The organism is Streptomyces sp. NPDC091287, assembly GCF_044768525.1.
In the GTDB taxonomy this organism is placed as follows: Bacteria; Actinomycetota; Actinomycetes; order Streptomycetales; family Streptomycetaceae; genus Streptomyces.
On record NZ_JBIVUV010000019.1, the window covers coordinates 80,564 to 105,716 of the forward strand.

General features: G+C 72.6%; 23 protein-coding genes. 11 read left to right on the forward strand and 12 right to left on the reverse strand.

Features of this window, described 5'->3' with window-relative positions; translation table 11 throughout:
- Positions 1 to 5 precede the first annotated feature (5 nt).
- The 6 genes from ACIQRW_RS29195 to paaA form a co-directional block, all read right to left on the reverse strand.
- Positions 6 to 1,184, reverse strand: coding sequence for an acyl-CoA dehydrogenase family protein (locus tag ACIQRW_RS29195; protein ID WP_403765593.1), 1,179 nt, complete (start codon positions 1,182 to 1,184; stop codon positions 6 to 8).
- Positions 1,185 to 1,384: 200 nt separating this feature from the next.
- On the reverse strand, positions 1,385 to 2,443 hold the full coding sequence (locus ACIQRW_RS29200) for a 2Fe-2S iron-sulfur cluster-binding protein (RefSeq protein WP_403765596.1): 1,059 nt from the start codon (positions 2,441 to 2,443) through the stop codon (positions 1,385 to 1,387).
- Positions 2,444 to 2,941 (reverse strand): 1,2-phenylacetyl-CoA epoxidase subunit PaaD, encoded by a 498-nt coding sequence (paaD, locus tag ACIQRW_RS29205; RefSeq protein ID WP_403765599.1) that lies wholly within the window; start codon positions 2,939 to 2,941, stop codon positions 2,444 to 2,446.
- Positions 2,935 to 3,651, reverse strand: a complete 717-nt coding sequence (gene paaC / locus ACIQRW_RS29210; RefSeq protein WP_403765602.1) for a 1,2-phenylacetyl-CoA epoxidase subunit PaaC — start codon at positions 3,649 to 3,651, stop codon at positions 2,935 to 2,937. The genes paaD and paaC overlap by 7 nt, the downstream gene beginning before the upstream one ends.
- Entirely contained in the window at positions 3,648 to 3,938 is a 291-nt protein-coding gene (gene paaB / locus ACIQRW_RS29215) for a 1,2-phenylacetyl-CoA epoxidase subunit PaaB (RefSeq protein WP_007447213.1), read from the reverse strand. The genes paaC and paaB overlap by 4 nt, the downstream gene beginning before the upstream one ends.
- A complete protein-coding gene (gene paaA, locus ACIQRW_RS29220) occupies positions 3,935 to 4,981 on the reverse strand; it encodes a 1,2-phenylacetyl-CoA epoxidase subunit PaaA (protein WP_403765605.1) in 1,047 nt (348 codons plus the stop codon). Before paaA ends, paaB begins: the two co-directional genes overlap by 4 nt.
- Before the next feature lie 115 nt (positions 4,982 to 5,096).
- Between paaA and ACIQRW_RS29225 the strand changes: the two genes are divergently transcribed.
- The 3 genes from ACIQRW_RS29225 to ACIQRW_RS29235 are packed head-to-tail and all read left to right on the forward strand — an operon-like array spanning position 5,097 to position 8,076.
- On the forward strand, positions 5,097 to 5,930 hold the full coding sequence (locus tag ACIQRW_RS29225; protein ID WP_403765897.1) for a DUF5819 family protein: 834 nt from the start codon (positions 5,097 to 5,099) through the stop codon (positions 5,928 to 5,930).
- Positions 5,927 to 7,345, forward strand: a complete 1,419-nt coding sequence (locus ACIQRW_RS29230; RefSeq protein WP_403765608.1) for an HTTM domain-containing protein — start codon at positions 5,927 to 5,929, stop codon at positions 7,343 to 7,345. Before ACIQRW_RS29225 ends, ACIQRW_RS29230 begins: the two co-directional genes overlap by 4 nt.
- Positions 7,342 to 8,076, forward strand: coding sequence for a TrmH family RNA methyltransferase (locus ACIQRW_RS29235; protein ID WP_403765611.1), 735 nt, complete (start codon positions 7,342 to 7,344; stop codon positions 8,074 to 8,076). Before ACIQRW_RS29230 ends, ACIQRW_RS29235 begins: the two co-directional genes overlap by 4 nt.
- An 18-nt stretch (positions 8,077 to 8,094) precedes the next feature.
- Here ACIQRW_RS29235 and paaN read toward each other — a convergent pair whose 3' ends face one another.
- On the reverse strand, positions 8,095 to 9,795 hold the full coding sequence (gene paaN / locus ACIQRW_RS29240; protein WP_403765614.1) for a phenylacetic acid degradation protein PaaN: 1,701 nt from the start codon (positions 9,793 to 9,795) through the stop codon (positions 8,095 to 8,097).
- Positions 9,796 to 9,951: 156 nt separating this feature from the next.
- On the opposite strand from paaN, the gene ACIQRW_RS29245 reads away from it, so the two are divergent.
- Entirely contained in the window at positions 9,952 to 10,548 is a 597-nt protein-coding gene (locus ACIQRW_RS29245; protein ID WP_403765617.1) for a TetR/AcrR family transcriptional regulator, read from the forward strand.
- Between the two features lie 15 nt (positions 10,549 to 10,563).
- On the opposite strand, the gene ACIQRW_RS29250 is transcribed toward ACIQRW_RS29245, so the two are convergent.
- Complete coding sequence (locus tag ACIQRW_RS29250) at positions 10,564 to 11,199, reverse strand: Lrp/AsnC family transcriptional regulator (protein ID WP_403765900.1); 636 nt, start codon at positions 11,197 to 11,199, stop codon at positions 10,564 to 10,566.
- A 253-nt stretch (positions 11,200 to 11,452) separates the two neighbouring features.
- Here ACIQRW_RS29250 and pdhA point away from each other — a divergent pair, with 253 nt between their 5' ends.
- The 7 genes from pdhA to ACIQRW_RS29285 all read left to right on the forward strand — a co-directional run bounded on the left by pdhA (position 11,453) and on the right by ACIQRW_RS29285 (position 19,831).
- Positions 11,453 to 12,613, forward strand: coding sequence for a pyruvate dehydrogenase (acetyl-transferring) E1 component subunit alpha (gene pdhA, locus ACIQRW_RS29255; protein ID WP_403765620.1), 1,161 nt, complete (start codon positions 11,453 to 11,455; stop codon positions 12,611 to 12,613).
- On the forward strand, positions 12,610 to 13,641 hold the full coding sequence (locus ACIQRW_RS29260) for an alpha-ketoacid dehydrogenase subunit beta (RefSeq protein WP_403765623.1): 1,032 nt from the start codon (positions 12,610 to 12,612) through the stop codon (positions 13,639 to 13,641). The genes pdhA and ACIQRW_RS29260 overlap by 4 nt, the downstream gene beginning before the upstream one ends.
- A complete protein-coding gene (locus ACIQRW_RS29265; RefSeq protein ID WP_403765626.1) occupies positions 13,641 to 15,116 on the forward strand; it encodes a dihydrolipoamide acetyltransferase family protein in 1,476 nt (491 codons plus the stop codon). Before ACIQRW_RS29260 ends, ACIQRW_RS29265 begins: the two co-directional genes overlap by 1 nt.
- 102 nt (positions 15,117 to 15,218) lie before the next feature.
- Positions 15,219 to 16,127 (forward strand): DUF6457 domain-containing protein, encoded by a 909-nt coding sequence (locus ACIQRW_RS29270; protein WP_403765629.1) that lies wholly within the window; start codon positions 15,219 to 15,221, stop codon positions 16,125 to 16,127.
- A complete protein-coding gene (locus ACIQRW_RS29275; RefSeq protein ID WP_403765632.1) occupies positions 16,124 to 17,713 on the forward strand; it encodes a molybdopterin molybdotransferase MoeA in 1,590 nt (529 codons plus the stop codon). Before ACIQRW_RS29270 ends, ACIQRW_RS29275 begins: the two co-directional genes overlap by 4 nt.
- The gene (locus ACIQRW_RS29280) at positions 17,671 to 18,807 is read left to right on the forward strand and encodes a potassium channel family protein (RefSeq protein ID WP_403765635.1); all 1,137 of its coding nucleotides are present in this window, start codon (positions 17,671 to 17,673) and stop codon (positions 18,805 to 18,807) included. Before ACIQRW_RS29275 ends, ACIQRW_RS29280 begins: the two co-directional genes overlap by 43 nt.
- Positions 18,808 to 18,838: 31 nt before the next feature.
- Positions 18,839 to 19,831, forward strand: a complete 993-nt coding sequence (locus ACIQRW_RS29285; RefSeq protein WP_403765638.1) for an NAD(P)H-quinone oxidoreductase — start codon at positions 18,839 to 18,841, stop codon at positions 19,829 to 19,831.
- Between the two features lie 216 nt (positions 19,832 to 20,047).
- On the opposite strand, the gene ACIQRW_RS29290 is transcribed toward ACIQRW_RS29285, so the two are convergent.
- The 4 genes from ACIQRW_RS29290 to ACIQRW_RS29305 form a co-directional block, all read right to left on the reverse strand.
- Positions 20,048 to 20,596: a bacterial proteasome activator family protein gene (locus ACIQRW_RS29290; protein ID WP_026290403.1), complete on the reverse strand. Its 549-nt coding sequence runs from the start codon at positions 20,594 to 20,596 to the stop codon at positions 20,048 to 20,050.
- Between the two features lie 110 nt (positions 20,597 to 20,706).
- Complete coding sequence (locus tag ACIQRW_RS29295) at positions 20,707 to 23,562, reverse strand: FtsX-like permease family protein (RefSeq protein WP_403765641.1); 2,856 nt, start codon at positions 23,560 to 23,562, stop codon at positions 20,707 to 20,709.
- The gene (locus tag ACIQRW_RS29300) at positions 23,559 to 24,332 is read right to left on the reverse strand and encodes an ABC transporter ATP-binding protein (RefSeq protein WP_403765644.1); all 774 of its coding nucleotides are present in this window, start codon (positions 24,330 to 24,332) and stop codon (positions 23,559 to 23,561) included. The genes ACIQRW_RS29295 and ACIQRW_RS29300 overlap by 4 nt, the downstream gene beginning before the upstream one ends.
- 107 nt (positions 24,333 to 24,439) lie before the next feature.
- Positions 24,440 to 25,063 (reverse strand): PadR family transcriptional regulator, encoded by a 624-nt coding sequence (locus ACIQRW_RS29305; protein WP_403765647.1) that lies wholly within the window; start codon positions 25,061 to 25,063, stop codon positions 24,440 to 24,442.
- Positions 25,064 to 25,153: the final 90 nt, after the last annotated feature.

The window sequence follows — 25,153 nt, forward strand, 5'->3', positions numbered from 1 at the left end:
GTCGGTCAGCCGAGCGGGTGGGCGGCCAGCAGGTCGCCCAGGGCCTCCTCATGGGCCGCGGCCGGGCCCAGGGAGAGTTCGATCTGCTTCGCCCAGGCGTGGAAGCGGTGGAGTGGGTAGTCGGTGTCCGCGCCGAAGCCGCCGTGCAGGTGCTGTGCGGTCTGCACGACGCGGCGGACGCCGTCGGAGGCCCAGATCTTCGCCACGGCGACATCGCCCGCCGCCGGCAGCGGCCCCCCGGCGTCGGCCGAGATCCGCCAGGCGGCCTGCCAGAGCGTCGCCTCCATCGCCCGCAGATCGATGTACCGGTCGGCTGCCTGGACGGCGACCGCCTGGAACGTGGCGACCGGGAATCCGAACTGCTCGCGCTTGCCGGTGTATGCGGCGGTCATCGCGAGCACCCGCTCGCCCAGCCCGAGCGCGAGCGCGCAGGTTCCCGTGGTGAGCAGGGACCGCAGCCACTCCCAGCAGCCCGGGACGTCGATCAGCTCGCGGTCCGTCACCCGTACGCCGTCGAGCCGGACCTCGGCCAGGCGCTCACCGCTGGTGGAGACCTGGTCCGCCAGGGTGACGCCGTCGCGGGTACGGGGCACGAGGGCCAGGACCGGCCGGCCCCCCGCGGTGTGCGCGGGGACGGCGATCCAGTCGGCCACCTGGGCCCAGGGAACCGCGGACTGCACCCCGTCGAGCACCCAGCCGGAGCCGCTTGCCGACGCCCCGCCGCTCTCCTCGTTCTCGCCGCTCTCCCCGTACGGCCGTGCGGCGACGGCGAGTTCGGCGGGATCGTGACCGCTGCGCCCGTTGGCACCGACGGTCAGGACCAGTTCGCCCCGGCCTGCCGGGGGCAGCAGCTCCGCCGCGAGGGTGCTCCCGCCGTACCGCTGGACCGCCATGGCCACCGCACAGCTCTCCAGCAGCGGGACCCTGGCCAGCACCTTCGCCGACTCCCGCAGGACCAGGCAGAGCGCGATCGGGTCGAGGCCCGCGCCTCCGTGGTCCGGCGACAGGGTGAGACCGAGCAGATCCGTGCGCGCCAGCTCGCTCCACAGCCGGCGGTCGATGTCCTCCGCCACGGCGCCCGGGGTCAGGGCGGGACTGGGAGCGCGGTCGGGTGCGACGTCCGAGAAGACCGCCCTGGCCGCCTCGACGGCCGCCTGCTGTTCCTCGGTGAAGGTGAAGTCCACTGTCCGGGCCTCCCGCTAACCGTTCAAGACCTGACGGATCGTCAAGATAGAACAGGTTCTAGAGGAAGGGAACAGTGCGGAGGCGTGGGTATGCGACAGCGCCCCGGCACCGGAGGGCCCCAGCGACCTCAGCGACCCCAGCTGCCTCAGCGACCCCGACAACCTCAGTCGCCCCAACAACCTCAGTCGCCCCAGCGACCTCAGCGGTCGAAGTCCAACTCCACCTCCGGGGTGAGCGGATGCGACTGACAGGCCAGCACGAAGCCCGCCCCGGTCTCCTCCGGTTCCAGCGCGAAGTTGCGGTCCATCCGGACCTCGCCCGAGACGAGGAACGCCCGGCAGGTCCCGCACACCCCTCCCTTGCAGGCGTACGGAGCGTCCGAGCGGCTTCGCAGCACCGTCTCCAGCAGGGATTCGGTGTCCTGCACGGGCCAGCTGCCCGAGCGGCCGTGGAGGGTGGCCGTCAGCACGGCGTCGGACGGGGCGGCGACCTTGACCACCGTCACGTCGGTGGGGCCCTCGTCGACGTGGAAGATCTCCTGGTGGACCCGGGAGCGGTCGACGCCGAGGGTTCTCAGGGCCTTCTCCGTGCCCCGTACGAGGCCGAGCGGCCCGCACAGGAACCAGCCGTCCACCTCCGCCACCGGAAGCACGGCGGGCAGCAGGCCGCTGAGCCGTTCGGCGTCCAGCCGCCCGGAGGGGAGCCCGGCCGCCTGCTCCTCCCGGGAGAGCGCGGTGACCAGCTGGAAACGGTCCGGATAGCGGTCCTTGAGCTCGGCCACCTCGTCGAGGAACATCGTCGAGGCCGCCGTGCGGTCGCTGCGGATCAGGCAGAACCGGGCCGTCGGTTCCCGGCCGAGCAGGGTGGCCGCCATGGACAGCACCGGGGTGATGCCGCTGCCGCCGACCACCGCCGCGAACAGACCGGGGCGCGGCTTCAGGACGAAGCGGCCCATCGGAGGCATGGCCTCCACCCGGTCCCCGACGGCCAGCTCCTTCAGGGCGTACGTGGAGAACGCCCCGCCGTCGACCATGCGGATGCCCACCCGCAGGACCGGTTCGCCGGGCTGCTCGGTGGCCGGTGCGCAGATCGAGTACGAACGGCGGATCTCCTGGCCGTCCACGGCGTAGCGCACGTTCAGATGCTGGCCGGGGATGTGGCGGAAGGTCTCGCGCAGCTCGGCAGGCACGGCGAGCGTCACGGCCACCGCGTCGTCCGTGATCCGTTCGATCGCGCTGACCCGGAGCGGATGGAACATCTACAACTCCTTGAAGTGGTCGAACGGTTCACGGCAGGCGACGCAGCGGCGCAGTGCCTTGCACGCCGTGGAGGAGAACCGGCTGAGCAGCTCCGTGTCCGTGGAACCGCAGTGCGGGCAGCGCACCGAGAGCGTCAGCGGCACGGGGCCGCCGTCGGTGACCTGGGCCCGCGGCGGGGCGATGCCGAACTCGGCCAGCTTGCGGCGTCCTTCGGCGCTGATGTCGTCCGTCGACCAGGCCGGCGCCAGGACGGTGACCACGGAGACGTCCGGTATGCCGTTGTCGTGGAGCACCCGCTCGATGTCGGCGGACATCGCCTCGATCGCCGGGCAGCCGGTGTAGGTCGGAGTGAGCTGCACGGTCACCCGGCCCGGCCCGTCCAGGCGTACGTTCCGCAGGACGCCGAGCTCCGCCAGGGTCAGCACCGGCAGTTCGGGGTCGGGCACGGAGCCGGCGAGGTCGCGCAGCTCCGCCTCCAGCCGGGTGTCGGTCACCATGACGCCCCCGGATGGCTGCGGTGCAGGTGCTGCATCTCGGCGATCATGCGGCCGAACGGCTCGGTGTGCAGGCCCTGTCGGCCCGCTCCGGCCGCCCAGCCCCCGGACCGCCGGCCCGCCGGGAGGGTCAGACCGGCCCGCTCGACGACATCGGTGACGGCGGCGAGCCAACCGGCCTCCAGCGCCTGCCAGTCGACACCGGAGTCCGGGGAGTCGAGCCCTTCGACCGGCTGGAACATCTCCCCGGTGAACCGCCAAAGCGCGTCCAGGCCGTTGCGCATCCGGGTGCGGCTCTCCTCGGTGCCGTCGCCGAGTCTCAGGACCCACTGCTCGGCGTGGTCGCGGTGGTAGGCCACCTCCTTGACGGCCTTGGCCGCCAGGCCGGTGAACTCGCTGTCTCCGGCTGCCAGTCGCTCGTACAGCAGGTGCTGGTAGACCGAGAAGTAGAGCTGCCGGGCGATGGTGTGCGCGAAGTCCCCGTTCGGCTGCTCGACCAGCTGGAGGTTGCGGAAGGCCCGCTCCTCGCGGAGGTACGCGAGCTCGTCCTCGTCGCCGACGAGCGAGAGCAGCACCCGGGCCTGTCCCAGCAGGTCGAGGGCGATGTTGGCGAGGGCCACCTCCTCCTCCAGGACGGGGGCGTGGCCGGCCCACTCCCCCAGCCGGTGCGAGAGCACCAGCGCGTCGTCGCCGAGGGCGAGGGCGGCGCTCACAGGTGCTTCACCCCGTCCGGGATCTCGTAGAAGGTCGGGTGGCGGTAGGGCTTGTCGCCGGCCGGCTCGAAGAAGGAGTCCTTCTCGTCGGGGGAGGAGGCGGTGATCCCGGTGGACGGGACCACCCAGATCGAGACGCCTTCCGAGCGGCGGGTGTAGAGGTCGCGGGCGTTGCGCAGGGCCATCTCGGCGTCGGGCGCGTGCAGGCTGCCCGCGTGGGTGTGGGACAGCCCGCGGCGCGAGCGCACGAAGACCTCCCACAGAGGCCAGTCGGTCGAGCTGCTCATGCCGTCTCCTCCACGTGGTGCGCGGACGCGCTGTGCTGTGCCGGTGTCCGGGGCGATGACTGCGCCGGGGCGTGCTTGGCGGCGTACGCGGCTGCCGCGTCCCGGACCCAGGCGCCCTCCTCGTGGGCCCTGCGCCGCTGGGTGATCCGCTCTTCGTTGCAGGGGCCGTTGCCCTTGAGGACCGCCTGGAACTCGGCCCAGTCGATCGCGCCGAACTCGTGCCGACCGAGCTCCTCGTTCCACCGGATGTCGGGGTCGGGGAGCTCCAGGCCCAGCACTTCGGCCTGGGGAACGCAGATGTCCACGAAGCGCCGGCGCAGCTCGTCGTTGGAGTGCCGCTTGATCTTCCAGGCCATGGACTGCTCGGAGTGCGACGAGGCGTCGTCGGGCGGGCCGAACATCATCAAGGAGGGCCACCACCAGCGATTCACCGCGTCCTGGGCCATGGCGTGCTGGGCCTCGGTGCCGCGGCTGAGGGCGAGCAGCAGCTCGTACCCCTGGCGCTGGTGGAAGGACTCCTCCTTGCAGATGCGGACCATCGCGCGGGCGTAGGGGCCGTAGGAGCAGCGGCAGAGCGGCACCTGGTTGGTGATCGCCGCCCCGTCCACCAGCCAGCCGATGGCGCCGACGTCGGCCCACGTCAGCGTGGGGTAGTTGAAGATCGACGAATAGCGCTGGCGGCCCGCGTGGAGCTTGTCGAGCAGCTCCTCGCGGCTGGTGCCCAGGGTCTCGGCGGCGCTGTAGAGATACAGGCCGTGGCCCGCCTCGTCCTGCACCTTGGCCATGAGGATCGCCTTGCGGCGCAGCGAGGGCGCCCGGGTGATCCAGTTGGCCTCGGGCTGCATGCCGATGATCTCCGAGTGGGCGTGCTGGGCCATCTGGCGGACCAGCGTCGCCCGGTAGGCGTCGGGCATCCAGTCGCGCGGCTCGATCCGCTCGTCCGCCGCCACCGCCGCGTCGAAAGCCGCGATGCGGTCCGCGTCCACCGCATCCTCCGTGCCGAGCGTCTTCTGCGTCGTCTGGTCCGCAGTCACTGCCGCCATCCCGGGCTCCCTACCGACCGATCGTTCGGTTCCTTGACTTCAATGGTGAGTCGGCGGCCCGTAGGGTGTCAACCCTGTGGATAACTGAGTGGTGATCGACGGCGATCGGGGCGGGATGGATTCGGACCACGACAGGAGCTCTGCGGGCGGGGGGAAGGACGTCTGGCCGCAGGCGTTGAACCGGCCGGCGGAAGCGCAGGACACCCCCGAAGCCATACCGCCGACGCCCCCGGCGCCGGTACCGGTGCCTGTGCCGGACCCCTCGGCCACCGGCCGGGGCATAGCCGGGCTCTCCTTTCCCTACCAGCTGGCCGCGGCTCTGGCGCTGTCCCTGATCGGGCTGCTCGCCTGCACGCAGGTGGCCATGGTGTTCCTGCACGTCGCCCCGTCCAACACGCTGTCCAAACAGCACGGGAAGACGATCGACCGCTGGATCTACCCGGAGTTCGAGCAGAACTGGAAGCTCTTCGCTCCCAACCCGCTCCAGCAGAACGTCGCCGTCCACGTGCGGGCCGAAGTGGTGGGGGCCGACGGCCGCCGCACGACCAGGTGGATGAACCTGACGTACGAGGACGGCGAACAGATACGCGGCAACTTCTTCCCCAGCCACGTGGACCAGAACGAGCTCCGCCGGGGCTGGGACTTCTACGTCAATTCCCACGACAGCGAGAACCGCCCCAGCGGGCTGCGCGGGGATCTCTCCGAGCGCTACGTGCGGCGCATCACGATGCTGCGGCTGAGCGAGCGCGACTACGGCGGCACGATCGAGCGCATCCAGCTCCGCTCCGCCACCAGCTCCATCGCCCCACCCCCGTGGAGCAACGAGAAGATCAGCACCCGGCCGGTCTACCGCGTACTCCCCTGGTGGACCGTGACGCCGGAGGATCTTCCCGAGCGTGACGCGGACCAGGACCGGGACGAGGCGCGCGGCGTGGAGGAGAACCAGTGACCATCCCCTCGCCCGTCGGCCCACAGAACGCCGACCCACAGAACGCCGACCGACAGAACGCGGGCACGCAGAACGCGGGCACGCAGCCTCCGCCTCCCCGCCCGGCCGTGCCCCCGTTCGGCGGCCCCGGCGGTGGCCCGGCCCGTGCCATCCAGCGCGTCACCGCCTCGGCCCTCGGTCCGTACCAGAGCGCCGTCGTCCGGATCGGCTTCGCCGCCACCTACCTCTTCTTCCTGCTGCGTGAGCTGCCGCACCGCCATGAGCTGTACGGCCCGGACAGCCCGTGGCACTGGGACCTGGCCCGCCAGCTCACGAACGGCAACGAGGCCTTCTCCGTCCTGATGTGGACGGACAGCACGGTCTGGTTCGAGGCCGTGTACGCCCTCACGCTGCTGTCCGCGGCGGCGCTGCTGATCGGGTGGCGGACCCGGACCATGTCCGTCCTCTTCATGGTCGGCGTGCTCTCCGTGCAGAACCGCAGCATCTTCATGGGCGACGGCGGTGACAACGTCGTCCACCTCATGGCGATCTACCTGGTGCTGACGCGCTGCGCCCAGGTCTGGTCGCTGGACGCCCGGCGTGCGACGCGCGACGCGCAGCGTGCCGCGGCGGGCCTGCCGCCCTCGCGGGACATCGTGGGCCCGGTGCTCTGGGTGCTCCTCGGCCCCGTCCTCGTGGCGGCCACGTTGATGGGCGGACTCGGCGGCACCTGGTGGCTCCCCGCCCTGCTGTGGACGATCTGGCTCTCCGCCGCAGCCTGGTGGGCCGTGAACCGCTACCTGCCGCACGGCGAGCCCCGCACCCTGCTCGACGTGCTGGCCAACCTCGCTCACAACGCCACACTCGCCGTGATCATGGCCGAGGTCTGCCTGATCTACGCGACCGCCGGCTGGTACAAGATCCAGGGATCGCGCTGGCAGGACGGCACCGCGCTCTACTACCCGCTCAACCTCGACTACTTCACCCCGTGGCCCGCCCTTTCGGACATCCTCGGCGCCAGCGGGCTGATGGTGATGGTGCTGACGTACGGCACGGTCATCGTGCAGGTCGCCTTTCCGTTCACGCTCTTCAACCGGCGGGTCAAGAACGTCCTGCTGGTCGTGATGATCTGCGAGCACGCGGGGATCGCCCTGCTGCTGGGGCTGCCGTTCTTCTCCATGGCGATGATCGCGGCCGACGCCGTGTTCCTGCCGACCGCCTTCCTCATGTGGCTGGGAGCCCGCGCCACGATCGGCAGGCGGCGGCTGCTCTCCGGGCTGCCCGGCCGCTCGCGCACACCGGGGGAGCCCGGGGTGCCCGGCGCCGCGTACGGCCCCGCCGACCCACCGGCGGCCGGGCCGGCGAAGGACGGCGGGGGCAGTACGGAGGAGCCCCGGCGCCAGGGTGGCGGCGGGGGCCATACGCTCGTCGGGTGAGCAGCGAGACCGGCAGAACCCATCAGACCCCGACAGCGGCGGAGCCCAGCCCCGCCGAAGACTCCCCGGCGGGGCCTCTTCAGGAGGAACCCCTCCAGTACGACGACGGCTACGGCCAGCCGGTCGGCGTCGGGCCGCACCCGCTGCCCTGGCCCGAGGGCGAGCGCTACGACCCCGAGCTGCTGGCCCAGGGCGACCGGCGCAACGTCGGTGACGCGTACCGCTACTGGACGCGGGAGGCGATCGTCGCCGATCTCGATCTGCGGCGGCACGACTTCCACGTCGCCGTGGAGAACTGGGGCCACGACTTCAACATCGGCTCGGTGGTGCGCACCGCCAACGCCTTCCTGGCCAAGGAGATCCACATCGTGGGCCGGCGGCGCTGGAACCGGCGCGGGGCCATGGTCACGGACCGCTACCAGCATGTGCGCCACCACCCCGACACGGCGGACCTGACCGCGTGGGCGGCGGCCGAGGGACTGCCGATCATCGGGATCGACAACCTCCCCGGCGCCGTACCGCTGGAGCGCACCGAGCTGCCGCGCCGCTGCGTCCTGCTCTTCGGTCAGGAGGGGCCGGGCCTGACCGAGGAAGCGCGTGAGCACGCCTCCATGGTGTGCTCGATCGCGCAGTTCGGCTCGACCCGGTCCATCAACGCCGGCGCCGCCGCGGCCATCGCGATGCACGCGTGGGTGCAGCGCCACGCCGACGTTCCGGACCCCCGCCTCTGACGCCTGCCGGAGACGTGTCTAGGCCTGGCGGCGCACCTCCACCACGCGGAAGCGGTTGGCGACGAAGGCTCCGTCGCAGAGCGCCGCGTTCGCGGCGGGGTTGCCACCGGAACCGTGGAAGTCGGAGAAGGCCGCGGTCTGGTTGACGTAGACCCCGCCGGTCAGGTTCAGCGAGAGCTGGGCCGACTCGTCCAGGCAGACCTCCTCGACGGCGCGCTCCACCTCGGGGGACGTGGTGTAGGCGCCGACCGTCATCGCCCCCTTGTCGCGGATCGTCCGGCGGAGCAGGTCCACGGCGGCGGACGTCGAGTCGACGGCGACGGCGAAGGACACCGGCCCGAAGCACTCCGAGAGGTAGGCCGCGCCGTCGTCGGTCTTGGTGCCGTCGAGCTTCACGACGACCGGTGTGCGGACGACCGCGTCGGGGAATTCGGCGTTCGCGACCGTACGCGAGGCCAGGGCCACCTCGCCCAGCTCACCGGCCGCCTCCACCCGGGCCCTGACGTCCGGGTTGACCAGCGCGCCGAGCAGGGCGGACGCGCGGGCGTCGTCGCCGAGCAGTCCGTTGACGGCGGCCGCGATGTCGGCGACCACGTCGTCGTAGGACTTGGCGCCGTCGTCGGTGGCGATGCCGTCCCGGGGAATCAGCAGGTTCTGCGGGGTGGTGCACATCTGGCCGCTGTACAGCGAGAGCGAGAACGCCAGGTTGGCGAGCATGCCCCGGTAGTCGTCGGTGGAGTCGACGACGATCGTGTTGACGCCGGCCTTCTCCGTGTAGACCTGGGCCTGGCGGGCGTTCTCCTCCAGCCAGTCGCCGAAGGCGGTGGAGCCGGTGTAGTCGATGATCCGGATCTCGGGGCGGACCGCGAGGGTCTTGGCGATGCCCTCACCGGGCCGCTCGGCGGCCAGCGCGACCAGATTCGGGTCGAAGCCCGCCTCGGTCAGCACCTCGCGGGCGATGGACACCGTGAGGGCCAGCGGAAGCACAGCGCGCGGGTGCGGCTTGACCAGCACCGGGTTGCCGGTGGCGAGGGAGGCGAAGAGGCCGGAGTAGCTGTTCCACGTGGGGAACGTGTTGCAGCCGATGACCAGCCCGATGCCGCGACCGGACGTGATGAACGACTTGTGCAGCTTCAGCGGATCGCGCTTGCCCTGCGGCTTGGACCAGTCGGCGGTCTCCGGGGTGCGGACCTGCTCCCGGTAGGCGTACGCGACGGCCTCCAGGCCGCGGTCCTGGGCGTGCGGGCCGCCCGCCTGGAACGCCATCATGAAGGCCTGGCCGCTCGTGTGCATCACGGCGTGGGCCAGCTCGTGGGTGCGGGCGCTGATCCGCGAAAGAATCTCCAGACAGACCAGGGCCCGGATCTCCGGTCCCGCCGCCCGCCAGGCGCCCGTGCCGGCCTTCATCGCCGGAAGCAGGACGTCCAGGTCGGCGTGCGGATACTCGACGCCGAGCTCCGGCCCGTACGGCGAGACCTCGCCGCCGGTCCAGCCGTCGGTGCCGGGCTGCCCCAGGTCGAGACGGGTGTTCAGGACGGCGTCGAAGGCGGCCTTGCCCTCGGCCGCGCCGAGACTGCCCAGGGCGCCGCCCTCCCCGTAGGCCTTCGGGTGCTCGGGGTGCGGCGACCAGTACGCGCGGGTACTGATCGCGTCGAGGGCCTGGTCGAGCGTGGGCCGGTGGGTCTCGGACAGCTGCTGGGGGGTGAGCGCGGCGGCCATGGCGGACCAACTCCTCATCGAGCCGGGCGGGGACGTACGGACGGAGTTAGAGTAACCGAACGATCGGTCGGGACAAGGGGCCCCGGGGAACCTGTGGACAACTTCGACGGTCCCCGCCTGTGCGGGGCTGATCCCTCATGGGGGAGGATCGCGGACATGACCACGGCCAAGCGGGACACGTACACACCGGAGACCCTGCTCACCGTCGCCGTCCGTGTCTTCAACGAGCGCGGCTACGACGGCACCTCCATGGAGCACCTCTCCCGGGCGGCGGGCATCTCGAAATCCTCCATCTACCACCATGTGGCGGGCAAGGAGGAGCTGCTGCGCCGGGCCGTGAGCCGGGCGCTCGACGGGCTCTTCGCGATCCTCGACGAGCCGGGGGCGCAGCGCGGGCGCGCGGTCGAGCGGGTCGAGTACGTCACGCGCCGGACGGTCGACCTGCTGATGGCCGAGGTCCCCTACGTCACCCTGCTGCTGCGTGTGCGCGGCAACACCCAGACGGAGCGCTGGGCGCTGGAGCGGCGCCGCGAGTTCGATCAGCGGGTCTCGGAGCTGCTCCAGGCGGCGGTCACCGAGGGCGACCTCCGGGCGGACGTGGACATACGGCTGGCGACCCGGCTGCTGTTCGGCATGGTCAACTCGCTGGTCGAGTGGTACCGGCCGCAGCCGGGCGGTTTCCCGGGGGAGGAGCAGCTCGCGGACACCATCGTCCAGCTGGCCTTCGAGGGGCTGCGGGCGAACGGCCGCTGATCTTGCCCGTCGGGATCAGGCGAGCTCGGCCGGCCGGTCCGGGCGCGGTCCGAGCTCCGTCTCCTCGAACACCAGCAGGGTGCGTGTCGAGAGCACCTCGGGGATGGACTGGATCCGGGTGAGGACCAGCTCCCGCAGCGCCCGGTTGTCCGGCGTGTGCACCAGGAGCAGTACGTCGAAGTCGCCGCTGACCAGGGCGATGTGCGTGGCCCCCGGCAGCGCCTGAAGCTGCTCGCGCACGGTGCGCCAGGAGTTCTGCACGATCTTGAGCGTGATGTACGCGGACGCCCCCTGGCCCGCCCGCTCGTGGTCGACCCGGGCGCCGAAGCCGCGGATCACGCCGTCCTCGACGAGCCGGTTGATCCGGGCGTAGGCGTTGGCGCGCGAGACATGGACCCGCTCGGCCACGGAACGTATCGACGCGCGCCCGTCCGTCTGGAGGATGCGCAGGATGTCGCGGTCGATGGCGTCCAGCGGCCGCGCGGGCGGAACCGGGGGCTCCGCCGCCGGGCCGGCGGGTGCGGCCGACGGTACGACCGCGGATGCGGCCGACGGTACGACCGCGGATGGGGCCTGCGGTACGACCGCGGGTGCGGTCGGCGGTGTGACGGCGGGCGCGGCCTGGCGCGGCTCCTCGCCCCTGTCGGCCATTTGTTCAGCTGCCATCTGCCCGCGCCTCCCTGTTGTGGACGACCTGTTCCTATCCCAGGCTGTGGAGAACCGTTTGTCCACAGGCTGGCGGTGCCTGTAGCCAAAATGCCCCCACGACCGAACAATCGGTAGGTGAGGCACACCACATCCGTGCCTCGCCCGCCCCTCGACATCTCGCTCCGATCTCGCTCCTGTCGATACCCCCGATCGCCCACCCCCCCCCGATCTCCCCCGATGCCAGGAGGTGCTTCTCATGACGGTCCAAGAGCTGCCCGGCGCGGCCGCCTACCGGCCCACGCCGCCCCCGGCCTGGAAGCCGATCACCGACCCCGCCCCGCTGCTCCCGGACCCGGAGCCCTACCGGGTGCTCGGTACGGACGCGGTCGCCGACGTCGACCCCGAGCTGTTGCTGCGGCTCCACGCCGAGCTGGTCCGCGGGCGCCGCTACAACGCCCAGGCCACCGCGCTGACGAAGCAGGGCCGGCTGGCGGTCTACCCGTCGAGCACCGGCCAGGAGGCGTGCGAGATCGCCGCGGCCCTGGTCCTGGAGGAGCGCGACTGGCTCTTCCCCAGCTACCGCGACACGCTGGCCGCTGTCGCGCGCGGCCTGGACCCGGTCGAGGCGCTGACCCTGCTGCGGGGCGACCGGCACACCGGCTACGACCCGCGCGAGCACCGCATCGCCCCGCTGTGCACCCCCCTGGCCACCCAGCTCCCGCACGCCGTGGGGCTGGCGCACGCCGCCCGGCTCAAGGGCGACGACGTGGTGGCGCTCGCCATGGTCGGCGACGGCGGCACCAGCGAGGGCGACTTCCACGAGGCGCTGAATTTCGCGGCCGTCTGGAAGGCCCCGGTGGTCTTCTTCGTCCAGAACAACGGCTTCGCGATCTCCGTTCCGCTGGCCAAGCAGACCGCCGCCCCGTCCCTCGCCCACAAGGCCGTCGGGTACGGGATGCCGGGCCGCCTCGTCGACGGCAACGACGCCGCCGCGGTGCACCAGGTCCTCGGCGAGGCCGTGGCACGGGCCCGGCGCGGCGAGGGCCCGACCCTGGTCGAAGCGGTCACCTACCGCATGGAAGCCCACACGAACGCCGACGACGCCACCCGCTACCGGGTCGACAGCGAGGTCGAGGCATGGAAGGCGCACGACCCGGTGCGGCTGCTGGAGCGTGAGCTGACGGGGCGCGGGCTGCTGGACGACGAGGGCATCGCGCAGGCGAAGGAGGCCGCGGAACGCATGGCCGCCGCCCTGCGCGACCGGATGAACGCGGAGCCGGAGCTGGCCCCGATGGACCTGTTCACCCATGTCTACGCCGAGCAGACCAGCCAGCTCCGGAAGCAGGCGGCCGCCCTGCGTGCCGAGCTGGACGCCGAGCAGGACCACGACGAGCACGACGCGGAGGCGGGACGATGACGACCGCGGCAGTGACGGCCGACGGACGTCGGACGAAGGCGAAACCGGCCACGATGGCGCAGGCCCTCGGGCGCGCGCTCCGCGACGCGATGGCCGAGGACCCCACCGTTCATGTGCTCGGCGAGGACGTGGGCACGCTCGGCGGGGTCTTCCGGATCACCGACGGGCTGGCGAAGGAGTTCGGCGACGACCGCTGCACCGACACCCCGCTGGCCGAGGCTGGCATCCTCGGCGCGGCCGTCGGCATGGCGATGTACGGGCTGCGGCCCGTGGTGGAGATGCAGTTCGACGCGTTCGCCTACCCGGCGTTCGAGCAGCTGATGAGCCATGTCGCCAAGATGCGCAACCGCACCGGCGGGGCCATGCCGCTGCCCATCACCGTGCGGGTGCCGTACGGAGGCGGGATCGGCGGGGTCGAGCACCACAGCGACTCCTCCGAGGCGTACTACATGGCCACCCCCGGCCTGCACGTCGTCACACCGGCCACGGTCGACGACGCGTACGGGCTGCTGCGGGAGTCGATCGCCTCGGACGACCCGGTGATCTTCCTGGAGCCCAAGCGGCTCTACTGGTCCAAGGCCGACTGGTCGCCCGAGGCTCCCGCCGCGGTCGAGCCGATCGGAAAGGCCGAGGTGCGCCGTTCCGGGCGCAGCGCCACGCTGATCACGTACGGGCCCTCCCTGCCGGTCTGCATGGAGGCCGCCGAGGCGGCGGTCGCGGAGGGCTGGGACCTCGAAGTGGTGGACCTGCGCTCGTTGGTGCCGTTCGACGACGAGACGGTGGCCGCGTCGGTGCGGCGCACCGGGCGCGCGGTCGTCGTCCATGAATCCCCCGGATTCGGCGGGCCCGGCGGTGAGATCGCGGCCCGGATCACCGAGCGGTGCTTCCACCATCTGGAGGCTCCGGTGCTGCGGGTGGCCGGGTTCGACATTCCCTACCCGCCGCCCATGCTGGAGCGGCACCATCTGCCGGGAGTGGACCGGGTGCTCGACGCGGTGGCCCGGTTGCAGTGGGAGGCGGACAGCTGATGGCCAAGGTGCTCGAATTCAAGCTGCCCGACCTCGGTGAGGGACTGACCGAGGCGGAGATCGTCCGCTGGCTGGTGGAGGTCGGCGACGTCGTCGCCATCGACCAGCCCGTCGTCGAGGTCGAGACGGCCAAGGCCATGGTGGAGGTGCCGTGCCCCTACGGGGGCGTGGTGACCGCGCGATTCGGCGAGGAGGGCACGGAACTTCCCGTCGGCGCACCGCTGCTGACGGTCGCCGTCGGAGCGCCGGAGGGGCTGGATCTCTCCGGGGCGTCCCCGTCGTCCGCCGCATCCTCCGCCTCCGCCGCCCCCTCCGCCACGGAGTCCTCGGGCGGCTCGGGCAACGTGCTCGTGGGGTACGGGACGGGCGCACCCGCCGCGAGACGTCGGCGCATCCGGCCGGACCGACTCGACCGGACGGCCGCCCAGACCGCGGTGTCCGACGCCCCGGTGTCCGACGCGCTCGTGCTCGCCTCGGCGGCGTCCGCCACGGCTCCCGCGACCGCTGCCACCGAGACCGCTCCTGCGGCTGCGGCTGTCGCTGTGGTGAACGGGCAGGGGCCCGTGCCGGTGGTCTCTCCGCTGGTACGCCGGCTGGCCCGGCAGCACGACATCGATCTGCGGCGGCTGGCGGGTTCGGGTCCCGACGGGCTGATCCTGCGCGCCGACGTCGACGGCGCGATCCGGCAGGCGGAGGAGACCGCGGCTGCGACGGCACGTATGGCCCAGGCACCTGCCCAGGCACCTGCGGCTCCCGCTCCCCCGGCTCCTGCGGCCGCCGAACGGATTCCGTTGCGCGGGGTGCGCGGAGCGGTCGCCGACAAGCTGTCGCGGAGCCGGACCGAGATCCCGGACGCCACCTGCTGGGTCGACGCCGACGCCACCGAGCTGATGGCGGTCAGGGCCGCGATGAACACTGCCACGGGCCCGTCCGCCGGGCCCAAGGTGTCGGTCCTGGCCCTGCTGGCGAGGATCTGCACGGCGGCGCTGGCCCGGTTCCCCGAGCTCAACTCCACCGTGGACACGGCGGCCCGGCAGATCGTCCGGCTGCCCGGCGTGCACCTCGGGTTCGCGGCCCAGACCGAGCGGGGCCTCGTCGTTCCCGTCGTCCGGGACGCGCACACCCGTAACGTCGAGTCGATCGGGGCCGAGATCGCCCGGCTGACCGAGCTGGCGCGGACCGGGAAGCTGAGCCCGGCCCAGCTGACCGGAGGCACGTTCACGCTGAACAACTACGGGGTGTTCGGGGTCGACGGTTCGACGCCGATCATCAACCACCCGGAAGCGGCGATGCTCGGCGTCGGCCGGATCATGCCCAAGCCGTGGGTGCACCAGGGCGAACTGGCCGTACGTCAGGTCGTTCAGCTGTCCCTCACCTTCGACCACCGGGTGTGCGACGGCGGAACCGCGGGCGGCTTCCTCCGGTATGTGGCGGACTGCGTGGAGCAGCCGGCGGTGCTGCTGCGGACCCTGTAGCCGAACGGCCGGTGTCCTGCCGGACGCGCCCCTCCGGGACCACCGGGCCATCGGGCCACCCCGGCGGGGGCGTCGCTCCAGGCCGCCGCCCATACTCGACGTATGACCGCCTATGACGTGATCGTCCTTGCCGGCGGGGCCGCGAAGCGGCTCGGCGGCGCCGACAAGCCAGGAGTCCGGGTGGGCGGCCGGGCGCTGCTCGACCGGGTGCTCGCGGCGTGCGACGGCGCGGCGCTCACCGTCGTGGTGGGCGGTCGCCGCGCCACCGCCAGACCGGTTGTCTGGACCAGGGAAGTTCCCGAGGGCGGCGGCCCGTTGGCGGCGCTGGGGGCGGGGCTGCGGCTGACGACGGCGGAGCGCGTTCTCCTCCTCTCCGCCGACCTTCCGTTCCTCGGCGCGGGGACGGTCGAGGCGCTGCTCGCCGCCGCCGGACGGCCCGGCCGGGAAGGGGCCCTGTGCACCGACCCCGGCGGGCGTGACCAGCCGCTGGTGGCCGCCTACCGTGCCGAGCCGCTCCGCCGGGAGCTGGCCCTGCTCGCCACCGAGTACGGGGGCCTCGCCGGGCTGCCGCTCCGGCTCCTGACGGCGGAACTCGATCTCGCCCGGGTCGACGCGGGCCCCGACGCCGCGTTCGACTGCGACACTTGGGACGACATCGCCGCCGCCAGAGCCCGGATCAGGGAGCATGGGGCCGTGCTGGACGAATGGATCACCTCGGTCAAGAACGAACTGGGAATCGAACTCGACGTCGACACCGGTGTCCTGCTCGACCTCGCCCGCGACGCCGCGCACGGAGTGGCCCGCCCCGCCGCACCGCTCACGACCTTCCTGGTCGGGTACGCGGCGGCCAGAGCGAGCGCAGGCGCGGGTCCCGACGAGGCCGCCGCAGCGGTCGCGGAGGCCGCTCGCAAGGCCACCGCCCTGGCTCTGCGCTGGGAAGCGGAAGCGAACGCGGAGACGAAAGCGGAGACGAAGCCCGACGCGGGGCGCGAAGGGACCGGGACACCATGACCGGCCCCGACCCGGTCGGCCCCGGTCGTTCCCGCCGTGACCCGGACGACCTCGCACATGCGGAGGCGGAGCGGGCCGTCGAGCAGGCCCTGGCCTTGGTCGGCGGGGCGCGATCCGGCCCGGGCCGGGACCCCGACCGCCGACGGGACGCCTCCGCGGGCGACCCGCGCGGTGACGCGCACGACGCCCCCACCGGCAGCCCCCACTCCACCCTGAACAGCGCCAACAGCGCCAACAGCGCCGCCCCGGGCGGCCCCGCCCCGACCGACGGCCCGCCCCCGCCCCCGCCCCTCGCCTGGGACCGGGCGCGGGCGGTCGCGGCGCGGGCCGGGCGGGCGGCTCCGCTCGCGACGATCCGGTTGCCGCTCGACCGCGCGCTCGGACATGTGCTGGCCGAGCCGCTCGGCGCGCTCACCGATCTGCCGTCCTTCGACACCTCGGCCATGGACGGCTGGGCGGTCGCCGGGCCGGGGCCCTGGGCGTTCGGGGCCGGGGCGGGGCTCCTCGCCGGACGCGGCCCGGCCGGCGCGCTGCCCGACGGCACCGCCGTACGGATCGCCACCGGCGCCCGCGTCCCGCCCGACACCACGGCGGTCATCCGCAGCGAGCACGCGCACGCCGACGAGGCCAAGGGGCTGCTGCACGCCAGGCGGCCCGTGGTCGCCGGGCAGGACATCAGGCCCCGGGGCCAGGAGTGCCGCTCGGGCGAGCAGCTCGTTCCGGCCGGGACGGTCGTGACCCCGGCCGTGCTCGGTCTCGCCGCGGCCGCCGGGTACGACGCGCTGCCCGCCGTGCCCCGTCCGCGCGTCGAGATCCTCGTCCTCGGCGACGAACTGCTCGCCTCCGGCCTGCCGCACGACGGGCTCATCCGGGACGCCCTCGGCCCCATGCTCGGCCCCTGGCTACGGGCCCTGGGCGCCGAGGTCTCCGGTCCCCGCCGCCTCGGCGACGACGCGGAAGCGCTGCGTGACGCCCTCACCGACTCCGACGCCGACCTGATCGTCACCACCGGCGGCACCGCCTCCGGCCCGGTCGACCATGTGCACCCGGTCCTCGACGCCCTCGGGGCCGAACTCCTGGTGGACGGGGTCGCCGTCCGCCCCGGCCACCCCATGCTGCTGGCACGGCTGCCTGCTTCAGGACAGCCGAAGCGACAGCCGAAGCGACAGCCGGAGGGGCTGCCGGAGGGGCAGTCGCAGGGCCCGCCGGACGGGCCCTATCTGGTCGGGCTGCCCGGCAATCCGCTCGCGGCCGTATCAGGCCTGCTGACGCTCGCGGAGCCGCTGCTCGCGGGGATCGCGGGCCGCCCCGCCCAGGACGCGTACCGGGCCCTCGTCCATGCCGAGGTGCACGGGCATCCGCACGACACCCGCCTCGTCCCCGTGGTCCACCGCGCGGGCCGGCCGGGCGGCCGGGACCATGTCGCGCCGCTCCGCTACAACGGGCCCGCGATGTTGCGGGGGATCGCCGCGGCGGACGGGCTGGCCGTAGTGGAGCCGGGCGGGGTACGGTCCGGCACCGAGGTGGAGATTCTGGATCTCCCATGGGCCCCGGCGACGCCGTGGACGGAAGGGTGTTTCACGTGAAACTTCCCGGCCACGATGCGATGGCCAGGCGAGCCGACGAACTGGTCGTGCCGACCCGGGTGATGCTGCCCCGCCGCGTCGTCGACGGCCCGGCCCGCCAGGTCGGCAAGCGGCTGCTGATGGCGCTGCTCGTGCTGGCCGCGACCGTGCTGATCGTCTGGCTCGACCGCGGCGGCTACAACGACAACGCCGACGGCAAGGTCGATCTGCTCGACGCGGTTTACTACGCGACGGTCACCCTCTCCACCACCGGGTACGGGGACATCACCCCGTACAGCGACGGGGCCAGGCTGATCAACGTGGTCCTCGTGACACCCCTGCGCGTGCTCTTCCTGATCATCCTGGTCGGCACCACTCTCGAAGTCCTCACGGAACGGACCCGCGAGGACTTCCGGCTGAAGCGTTGGAGATCCAACTTGCGTGACCACACCGTCGTCGTCGGCTTCGGCACGAAGGGCCGCTCGGCGATCCTGACCCTCTGCACCACCGGCCTGGGGAAGGACCAGATCGTCGTTGTCGATCCGGCCTCCAAGGTGATCGAGGCCGCCAACGCCGAGGGCTTCACGGGCGTGCTCGGCGACGCCACCCGCAGCGATGTCCTGCTGCGCGCCGAGCTTCAGAAGGCGCGTCAGATCATCATCGCCACCCAGCGCGACGACACCGCCGTCCTGGTGGCCCTGACCGCACGCCAGCTGAACCGCGGAGCGAAGATCGTGGCGGCGGTGCGCGAGGAGGAGAACGCGCCCCTGCTGCGGCAGTCCGGCGCCGACGCCGTCATCACCAGCGCCAGCGCCGCCGGGCGGCTGCTCGGCCTCTCCGTCCTCAGCCCCAGCGCGGGCACCGTGATGGAGGACCTGATCCAGCAGGGCAGCGGCCTCGACCTGGTGGAACGGCCGGTCATAAAGGCCGAGGTGGGCAAGAACGTACGGGAGACGGACGACCTCGTCGTCAGCGTCCTGCGCGGGCACCGGCTGCTCGGCTACGACGACCCGGCGGCCAGCCCGTTGCAGCTGACGGACCGGGTCATCACCATCGTGCGGAAGAGCCCCAGCTCCACCCCCCTGACGAACAACTCGATGCCGCCGCGCCCCTGAACGCGGGCCGCGCCGGAGTAGCCTCGCGGCCATGCATGCGATCACGATTCCCGAACCCGGCGGCCCCGAGGCGCTCGTGTGGGCCGAGGTGCCCGATCCCGTACCCGGTGACGGCGAGGTCCTCGTCGAGGTAGTCGCCTCCGCCGTGAACCGTGCGGACGTGCTCCAGCGGCAGGGCTTCTACAACCCGCCGCCCGGCGCGTCCCCCTACCCCGGCCTGGAGTGCGCCGGCCGCATCCTCGCGCTCGGTCCCGGGGTGACCGGCTGGGCGGTGGGCGACGCCGTGTGCGCGCTGCTGGCGGGCGGCGGCTACGCGGAGAAGGTCGCCGTGCCGGCGGGCCAGCTCCTCCCCGTACCGGGCGGCGTCGACCTGGTGGAGGCCGCGGCGCTCCCCGAGGTCACCGCGACGGTGTGGTCCAACGTCTTCATGGTGGCCCACCTCCGCCCCGGCGAGACCTTCCTGGTGCACGGCGGCTCCAGCGGCATCGGCACGATGGCGATCCAGCTGGCGAAGGCGGTCGGGGCCCGGGTCGCGGTCACGGCGGGCAGCCCGGAGAAGCTCGCCCGCTGCGCCGAGCTGGGGGCGGACATCCTCATCAACTACCGCGAGCAGGACTTCGTCGAGGAGCTGCGGGAGAACACCGCCGGGTCGGGGGCCGACGTCATCCTGGACCTCATCGGCGCCAAGTACCTGGACCGGAACGTAGCCGCGCTCGCCGTCAACGGCCGCCTCGCGATCATCGGGCTTCAGGGCGGGGCCAAGGGTGAGCTGAATCTCGGCGCCCTGCTGACCAAGCGGGCCGCCGTCACCGCGACCTCCCTGCGGGGCCGCCCGCTCCACGAGAAGGCCGCCATCGTCGCCGCCGTACGCGAGCACGTGTGGCCGCTGATCGAGGGCGGGGTGGTCCGGCCGGTCGTGGACCGGGCGCTGCCGATGGCGGACGCCGCCGAGGCGCACCGGGTGCTGGAGTCCAGCGCGCACATGGGGAAGGTGCTGCTGGTCGCGCCGTCGGCCGGCGCCTGACCCGTAAACGGACGCGCGGACGACGAGCTGACCCGTAAACGGACGCGCGGACGACGAGCTGACCCGTAAACGGACGCGCGGACGACGACCTGACCCGTAAAGCGGATACCTGACTCCCTGAACGGGCCACACACACGACGAGGGGCCCGGCGCACACCGTGATGTGCGCCGGGCCCCTCGTGGTCGGTCCTCGGACTTCAGGAGGCGGATACGGGTTTACAGATACGGGCCCGAACGGATCGGGCCGTGCGGGTCCGCGCCGCCTTCCTCGTCCTCGTGTCCCGTGCCGGGCGGCAGGGCGCGCCGCATCTGCTCCAGCTGGGCGCGGGCCGCCATCTGCTGCGCGAACAGCGCCGTCTGGATGCCGTGGAACAGGCCCTCCAGCCAGCCCACGAGCTGTGCCTGGGCGATCCGCAGCTCGGCCTCGGAGGGCACCGACTCCTCGGTGAACGGCAGGGAGAGCCGCTCCAGCTCCTCGACCAGCTCGGGCGCCAGGCCGTCCTCCAGCTCCTTCACGGAGCTGGCGTGGATCTCCTTGAGCCTGACCCGGCTCGCCTCGTCGAGAGGGGCCGCCCTGACCTCCTCCAGGAGCTGCTTGATCATGCTGCCGATGCGCATGACCTTCGCGGGCTGTTCCACCATTTCCGTCACCGGGACCTCGCGCGACTCGTCGTCACTGGCACCGCCGCCGATAGCCATTCCGTCCTGGCCCACGACAAGGACCTGCGGGTGCTCCTGCGACCGGTCATTCCTCGGCATTTCCATGCCGCCATTGTCTCGCACACATGCCGTACCCCACGTTGGTGCCCCCGAAAACGGAAGATCCACCGTCTTCGGGGGCACCGAAAGCGTTCCGGCAGCACCGGAAGCGCCCTTCACCCCGCGCGTCGGGTCAGGGTCAGCCGGGAGCTGGTGAGGCCGGCGGCCAGCAGTCCGGCGAGCACCGGGACGACCAAGGCCAGCAGCCCGATGGTCTCCCACGGCATCACGATCGGCGTGTAGGCCGACTGCATCGGGTCCTCCCGCATGTCCGCGAGCGCCGCGCGCAGGTCGGTCAGCCGCAGCGCGACCGCGGGCACCAGCCCCGCCGCCGTTCCCAGGAGCACCCCGGTCAGGGCGACGACCAGGCACTGGAAGCCGGACAGCGAACGCCGTACGCCCGGGGGCGCGCCCACCGCGCTGAGCGTGGTGAGGTCGGCCTCCGCGTCGGCCTTCGACAGCCCGGTCGTGATGGCCGCCGCGCCCAGGGTCACCACTCCGGCGAAGAGGGCGAGGATCAGCAGGATCGTGTCGTCCTCCGTCCGGAACCTCTCGTCCGAGGTCATCAGGTACGCGCGGTTCCCCGCTTGGTCGAGTGCGGCCTGGACCGACTGGTTCTCGGCGTCCGTGGGCTCGCGGTGCAGCGTGAAGAAGCTGCCGTACTCCTCGACGTGCAGGCCGAGCCGCTCGGCGGTCTTCTCCGGCATGACCATCCGGATGCCGGGTGTCGCCGCGTAACGGTCCGGCGCGACGTACACCTTCAGCCGGTCCGTGGTGGTGCGGGCCTTGCCCGGGTGCAGGGCCCGGTTCTTCTTGTCGCGCGCGTTGTAGATGTGGGTGGCCTTGAGGGTGACCTCGCCGCCCTTCGCGTACGCCGAGTTCAGCAGGACGGGGGTGCCCTCGGCCATGGCCTTCGCCGCCGCCGGGTCGTCGAACTTCACGTACGAGTCGAGCACGTCCGCGCCGCCGATGACGATCTTGTGTTCATCGGTGCCGAACGCGACCATCGTGTAGTTCTCGTCCATGCAGGCCGGGGAGTTCATCAGCCGTTTGTGCTCGTCGGCCGAGATCCGCAGGGCGAGCTCCTTGGCGCCCTTGCCCTTCAGCGGGCAGGAGTGGCCCTTGCCGGTGGGCTTCACGAGTTCGAGGGTGCCGCAGCCGTTCTCCTCCTCGTAGTACACGGAGCAGTCGCTTCCGGCCCAGACCCGTCCGATGTCGGCGCGCCCGCCGCTGACCGGGAGGTTCTGCTCGACGGCGGCCCGGGAGCGGGGCAGTTCGGAGTTGTCGACATCGGAGGCCATCAGCGCCGCAGTGCCCGGGGTCATGTTGGGCGTGAAGTCGTACGCCTGCTCGGCGGCGTTGCTGCTGGTGTACGTGGCGATGGCGATGCTGCCCGCGACGGCCGCCATCACGGCGGCGACGGCGGGTGCGGTGCGGCCCCGGTTGCGGGCCGCGTCGCGCAGGGCGATGCGGGGCGTCAGCGGGAGCCGCCGGCCGAGCCGGCCGAGGAAGCCGACGATCACCGGGATGCAGCCGAGGACGCCCAGTTCGGCGAGGACGGATCCGCCGGCGACGAGGTTGGTGCTGCCGTTGACCCCGCCGTAGACGGCGACGGCGATTCCGACGCCGAGCGCGATGACGCCGACGACGGGCAGCACCCGGGAGGCGCGGCGGGTGCCGCGCCGGCCGGTGAGCGACTCCAGGACCGACTGGCGGCCCGCGACGATCGCCGGGGCGAGTGCGGCGAGGACGCCGGTGACCAGGCCGAGCACGGCGATGCCGAGGATCTCCCAGGGCCGTACGGTCAGCTCGCCGAAGCGACTGCCCGCGTAGTCCTCGATCATCGGGCGGAACAGGACGGTCAGACCGAATCCGGCGCCGACCCCGACCACCGCGCCGACCGCGCCGAGTACCGCGCCGCCCGCGAGCACCACGGCCCGGACCTGGCCCCGGCTGCCGCCGCACGAACCGACCAGGCCCAGCTGCCGGCGGGAACGGCGGGCGCCCACGGCGAACGCCGGACCGGCCAGCAGCACGATCTCCAGGAGGGCCATGGCCGCCACCGTGAGGGCCGCCGCGGTCAGCTCCGCGTCCCCGTCGTACGTGCTGCCCATCATGGCCGCCATCGGGACCTCGGAGTCCGGCGGCGGGTTCAGGGCGACCTGGCGCGACGTGACCACCACGCCCTTCTCGTTGGCGGCGAGGACGTCCTGCCAGGTCACGCCCGCGCCGGGCGGGGCCTGGACCAGCCACTTCGGGTCGCTCGCCTGGGGCGGCAGGATGTCCTTGTCGCGGTCGGCGGTCTTCTGCCAGGGGGCGATGACCGAGCCGGGGACCGCGTACAGGAAATCGGCCCGCAGGTCGGCGGGCAGTTCGACCGCGCCGGTGAGCGTGTAGGACTGGTCGGGGCCGCGCACGGTGACGCGGTCGCCGATGGACAGTCCGGCCGACTCGATGAACTCCTCGGTCGCGGCGATCTCGTCCTTGGCCCGGGGGTAGGCCCCGTCGGTCAGCTCGATCCGGCCGCGCAGCATCGGGTCGGCGACGCTCAGTTCGGTGATCTGAGTGTCGGCGATGCCGTGGCGGGTGGTCACCGACGCGGGCACGGTCCGCTCGGTGAGATACCGCGAGCCCTCGGGGAAGGCCGCGGTCACCTCGACCGGCTTCTCCTGCTCCTCCGGGGTCGGGTCCGGGGCGCCCTCGGGCGTGCCCCAGGCCACGCCGTCGGGCATCTGCTGCAGCTTCACCGGCCCCAGGCTCGTGGCGGAGAACCGGGCGTCGGCCGCCCCCAGCTCAGCGGTCAGTTCCTTGGCCTTGGTGGGCAGCGCGCTGCGGTAGGTGAGGTCGGCAGCGGTCACGCCGAGGACCGGCAGGGCGATCATCGCGACGACCAGGGCGCTGCGGCCCTTGGCCCGTACGGCGTCGCGCCGGGCTATGCGGAAGGCGGCGCGCCAGCCGGGGAGCGGGTTCACGTGGCGGTTCCGGCGGAGAGCAGGGAGTCGGCCCCGGTGGTCAGCGTCTGGTCGACGATCGAGCCGTCCCGGAGGAACACGACCCGGTCGGCCCAGGCCGCGTACCGGGGCTCATGGGTCACCATGACGCCGGCCGCGCCCTGGTCGCAGCGGGTGCGCAGCAGGGCGAGGACGGCCTCGCCGGTCTCGGAGTCGAGCGCTCCGGTCGGCTCGTCGGCGAGCACGAGGCGCCGGTCGCCGACGAGGGCGCGGGCGATGGCGACGCGCTGCTGCTGGCCGCCGGACATCTCGTCGGGGAAGCGGTCGGCGATCTCCTCCAGCTTCAGCTCGGCCAGTGCGGCGAGGGCCTCCTTGCGGGCCTTGCGCACGGAGACGCCGTCGAGTTCGCGGGGCAGCGCGATGTTCTCGGCGGCGGTCAGGGCGGGGATGAGGTTGTAGTCCTGGAAGACGTAACCGACGCTGCGGCGGCGCAGTGCGGCCATCCCCTTGGGGCCGAGGGCGGCGATGTCCTGGCCCTCGATGACCACTTGGCCGCTGGTGGCGGTGTCGAGCCCGCCGGCCAGGGTCAGCAGGGTGGACTTGCCGGAGCCGGAGGGGCCCATCACGGCGACCAGTTCGCCCGGGTGCACGGCGAGCTGGATCCCGCGCAGGGCGTGCACCTCGGCGATGCCGGAGCCATGGGTACGGGTCAGCGCCCGCAGTTCGAGTACGGGGCTGCCGCCGGGCGTCCCGGAGGACGGCGGGGGCGGGGGTGTGGCGGACGAAGGCATGGTGGGTGGTTCCCCCCTGGGAACGGACGGGGTCAGGTGTGGGCGGCGGTGGTGCCCGGGGTGGGGGCGGCGGTGCCGGGTGCCCGCTGGTGCGGCGGGCGTGGGCGTCAGCGCCTGGACCGGGTCCGGCCGGCCAGTGAGCGGGCCGGGCCGCGGGTGGCCGCGGGGCCGGGCTCGGCGGAGGGTTCGGTCGCGGCGGCCTCGGCGAGGCGGACGAGCCGGGACTCGCAGTGGTCGAGCCAGCGGGCCTCGGCCTCCGCCTGGAAGATCAGCTGCTCCACGACGAGGAGCCAGGCGACCTCGTCCCGGTTGGCCGGGACGTCGGCCAGGGCCTGGGCCTTGAGGCGGGTGTAGTCCTGCATCGCCTTGAGCGTGTGGTGGCGCTGGGACTGGATGACGTCCCGGATGTCGACGCCGGGCGCGCCCACGGCCATGGCGAGCTTGATGGCCAGTTCGTCGCGGGGCGGACTGGTGCGGTCCACGGGCGTCTCGAACCAGGTGCGCAGCTCCGTGCGACCGTCGTCGGTGATCGCGTAGAGGTCGTGCCCGGCGTCGTCCGAGCCCTCCTGGACGATCATGCCGTCGCGCTCCAGCCGGCTGAGCGTCGTGTAGACCTGCCCGACGTTCAGGGGCCAGGTGGAGCCGGTGCGTGACTCGAACTCGGTGCGGAGCTGGGACCCGTAACGAGGACCCCGCTCCAGCAGGGCCAGCAGGCCGTGGCGAATGGACATACTGAGTATGTATACCGAGTATGTTCGTCCTGGCAAGTTCCGTCGGCATGGTCTGGCAAGTCTCGTCGGCATGGTTCGGCGCAGCGAGAC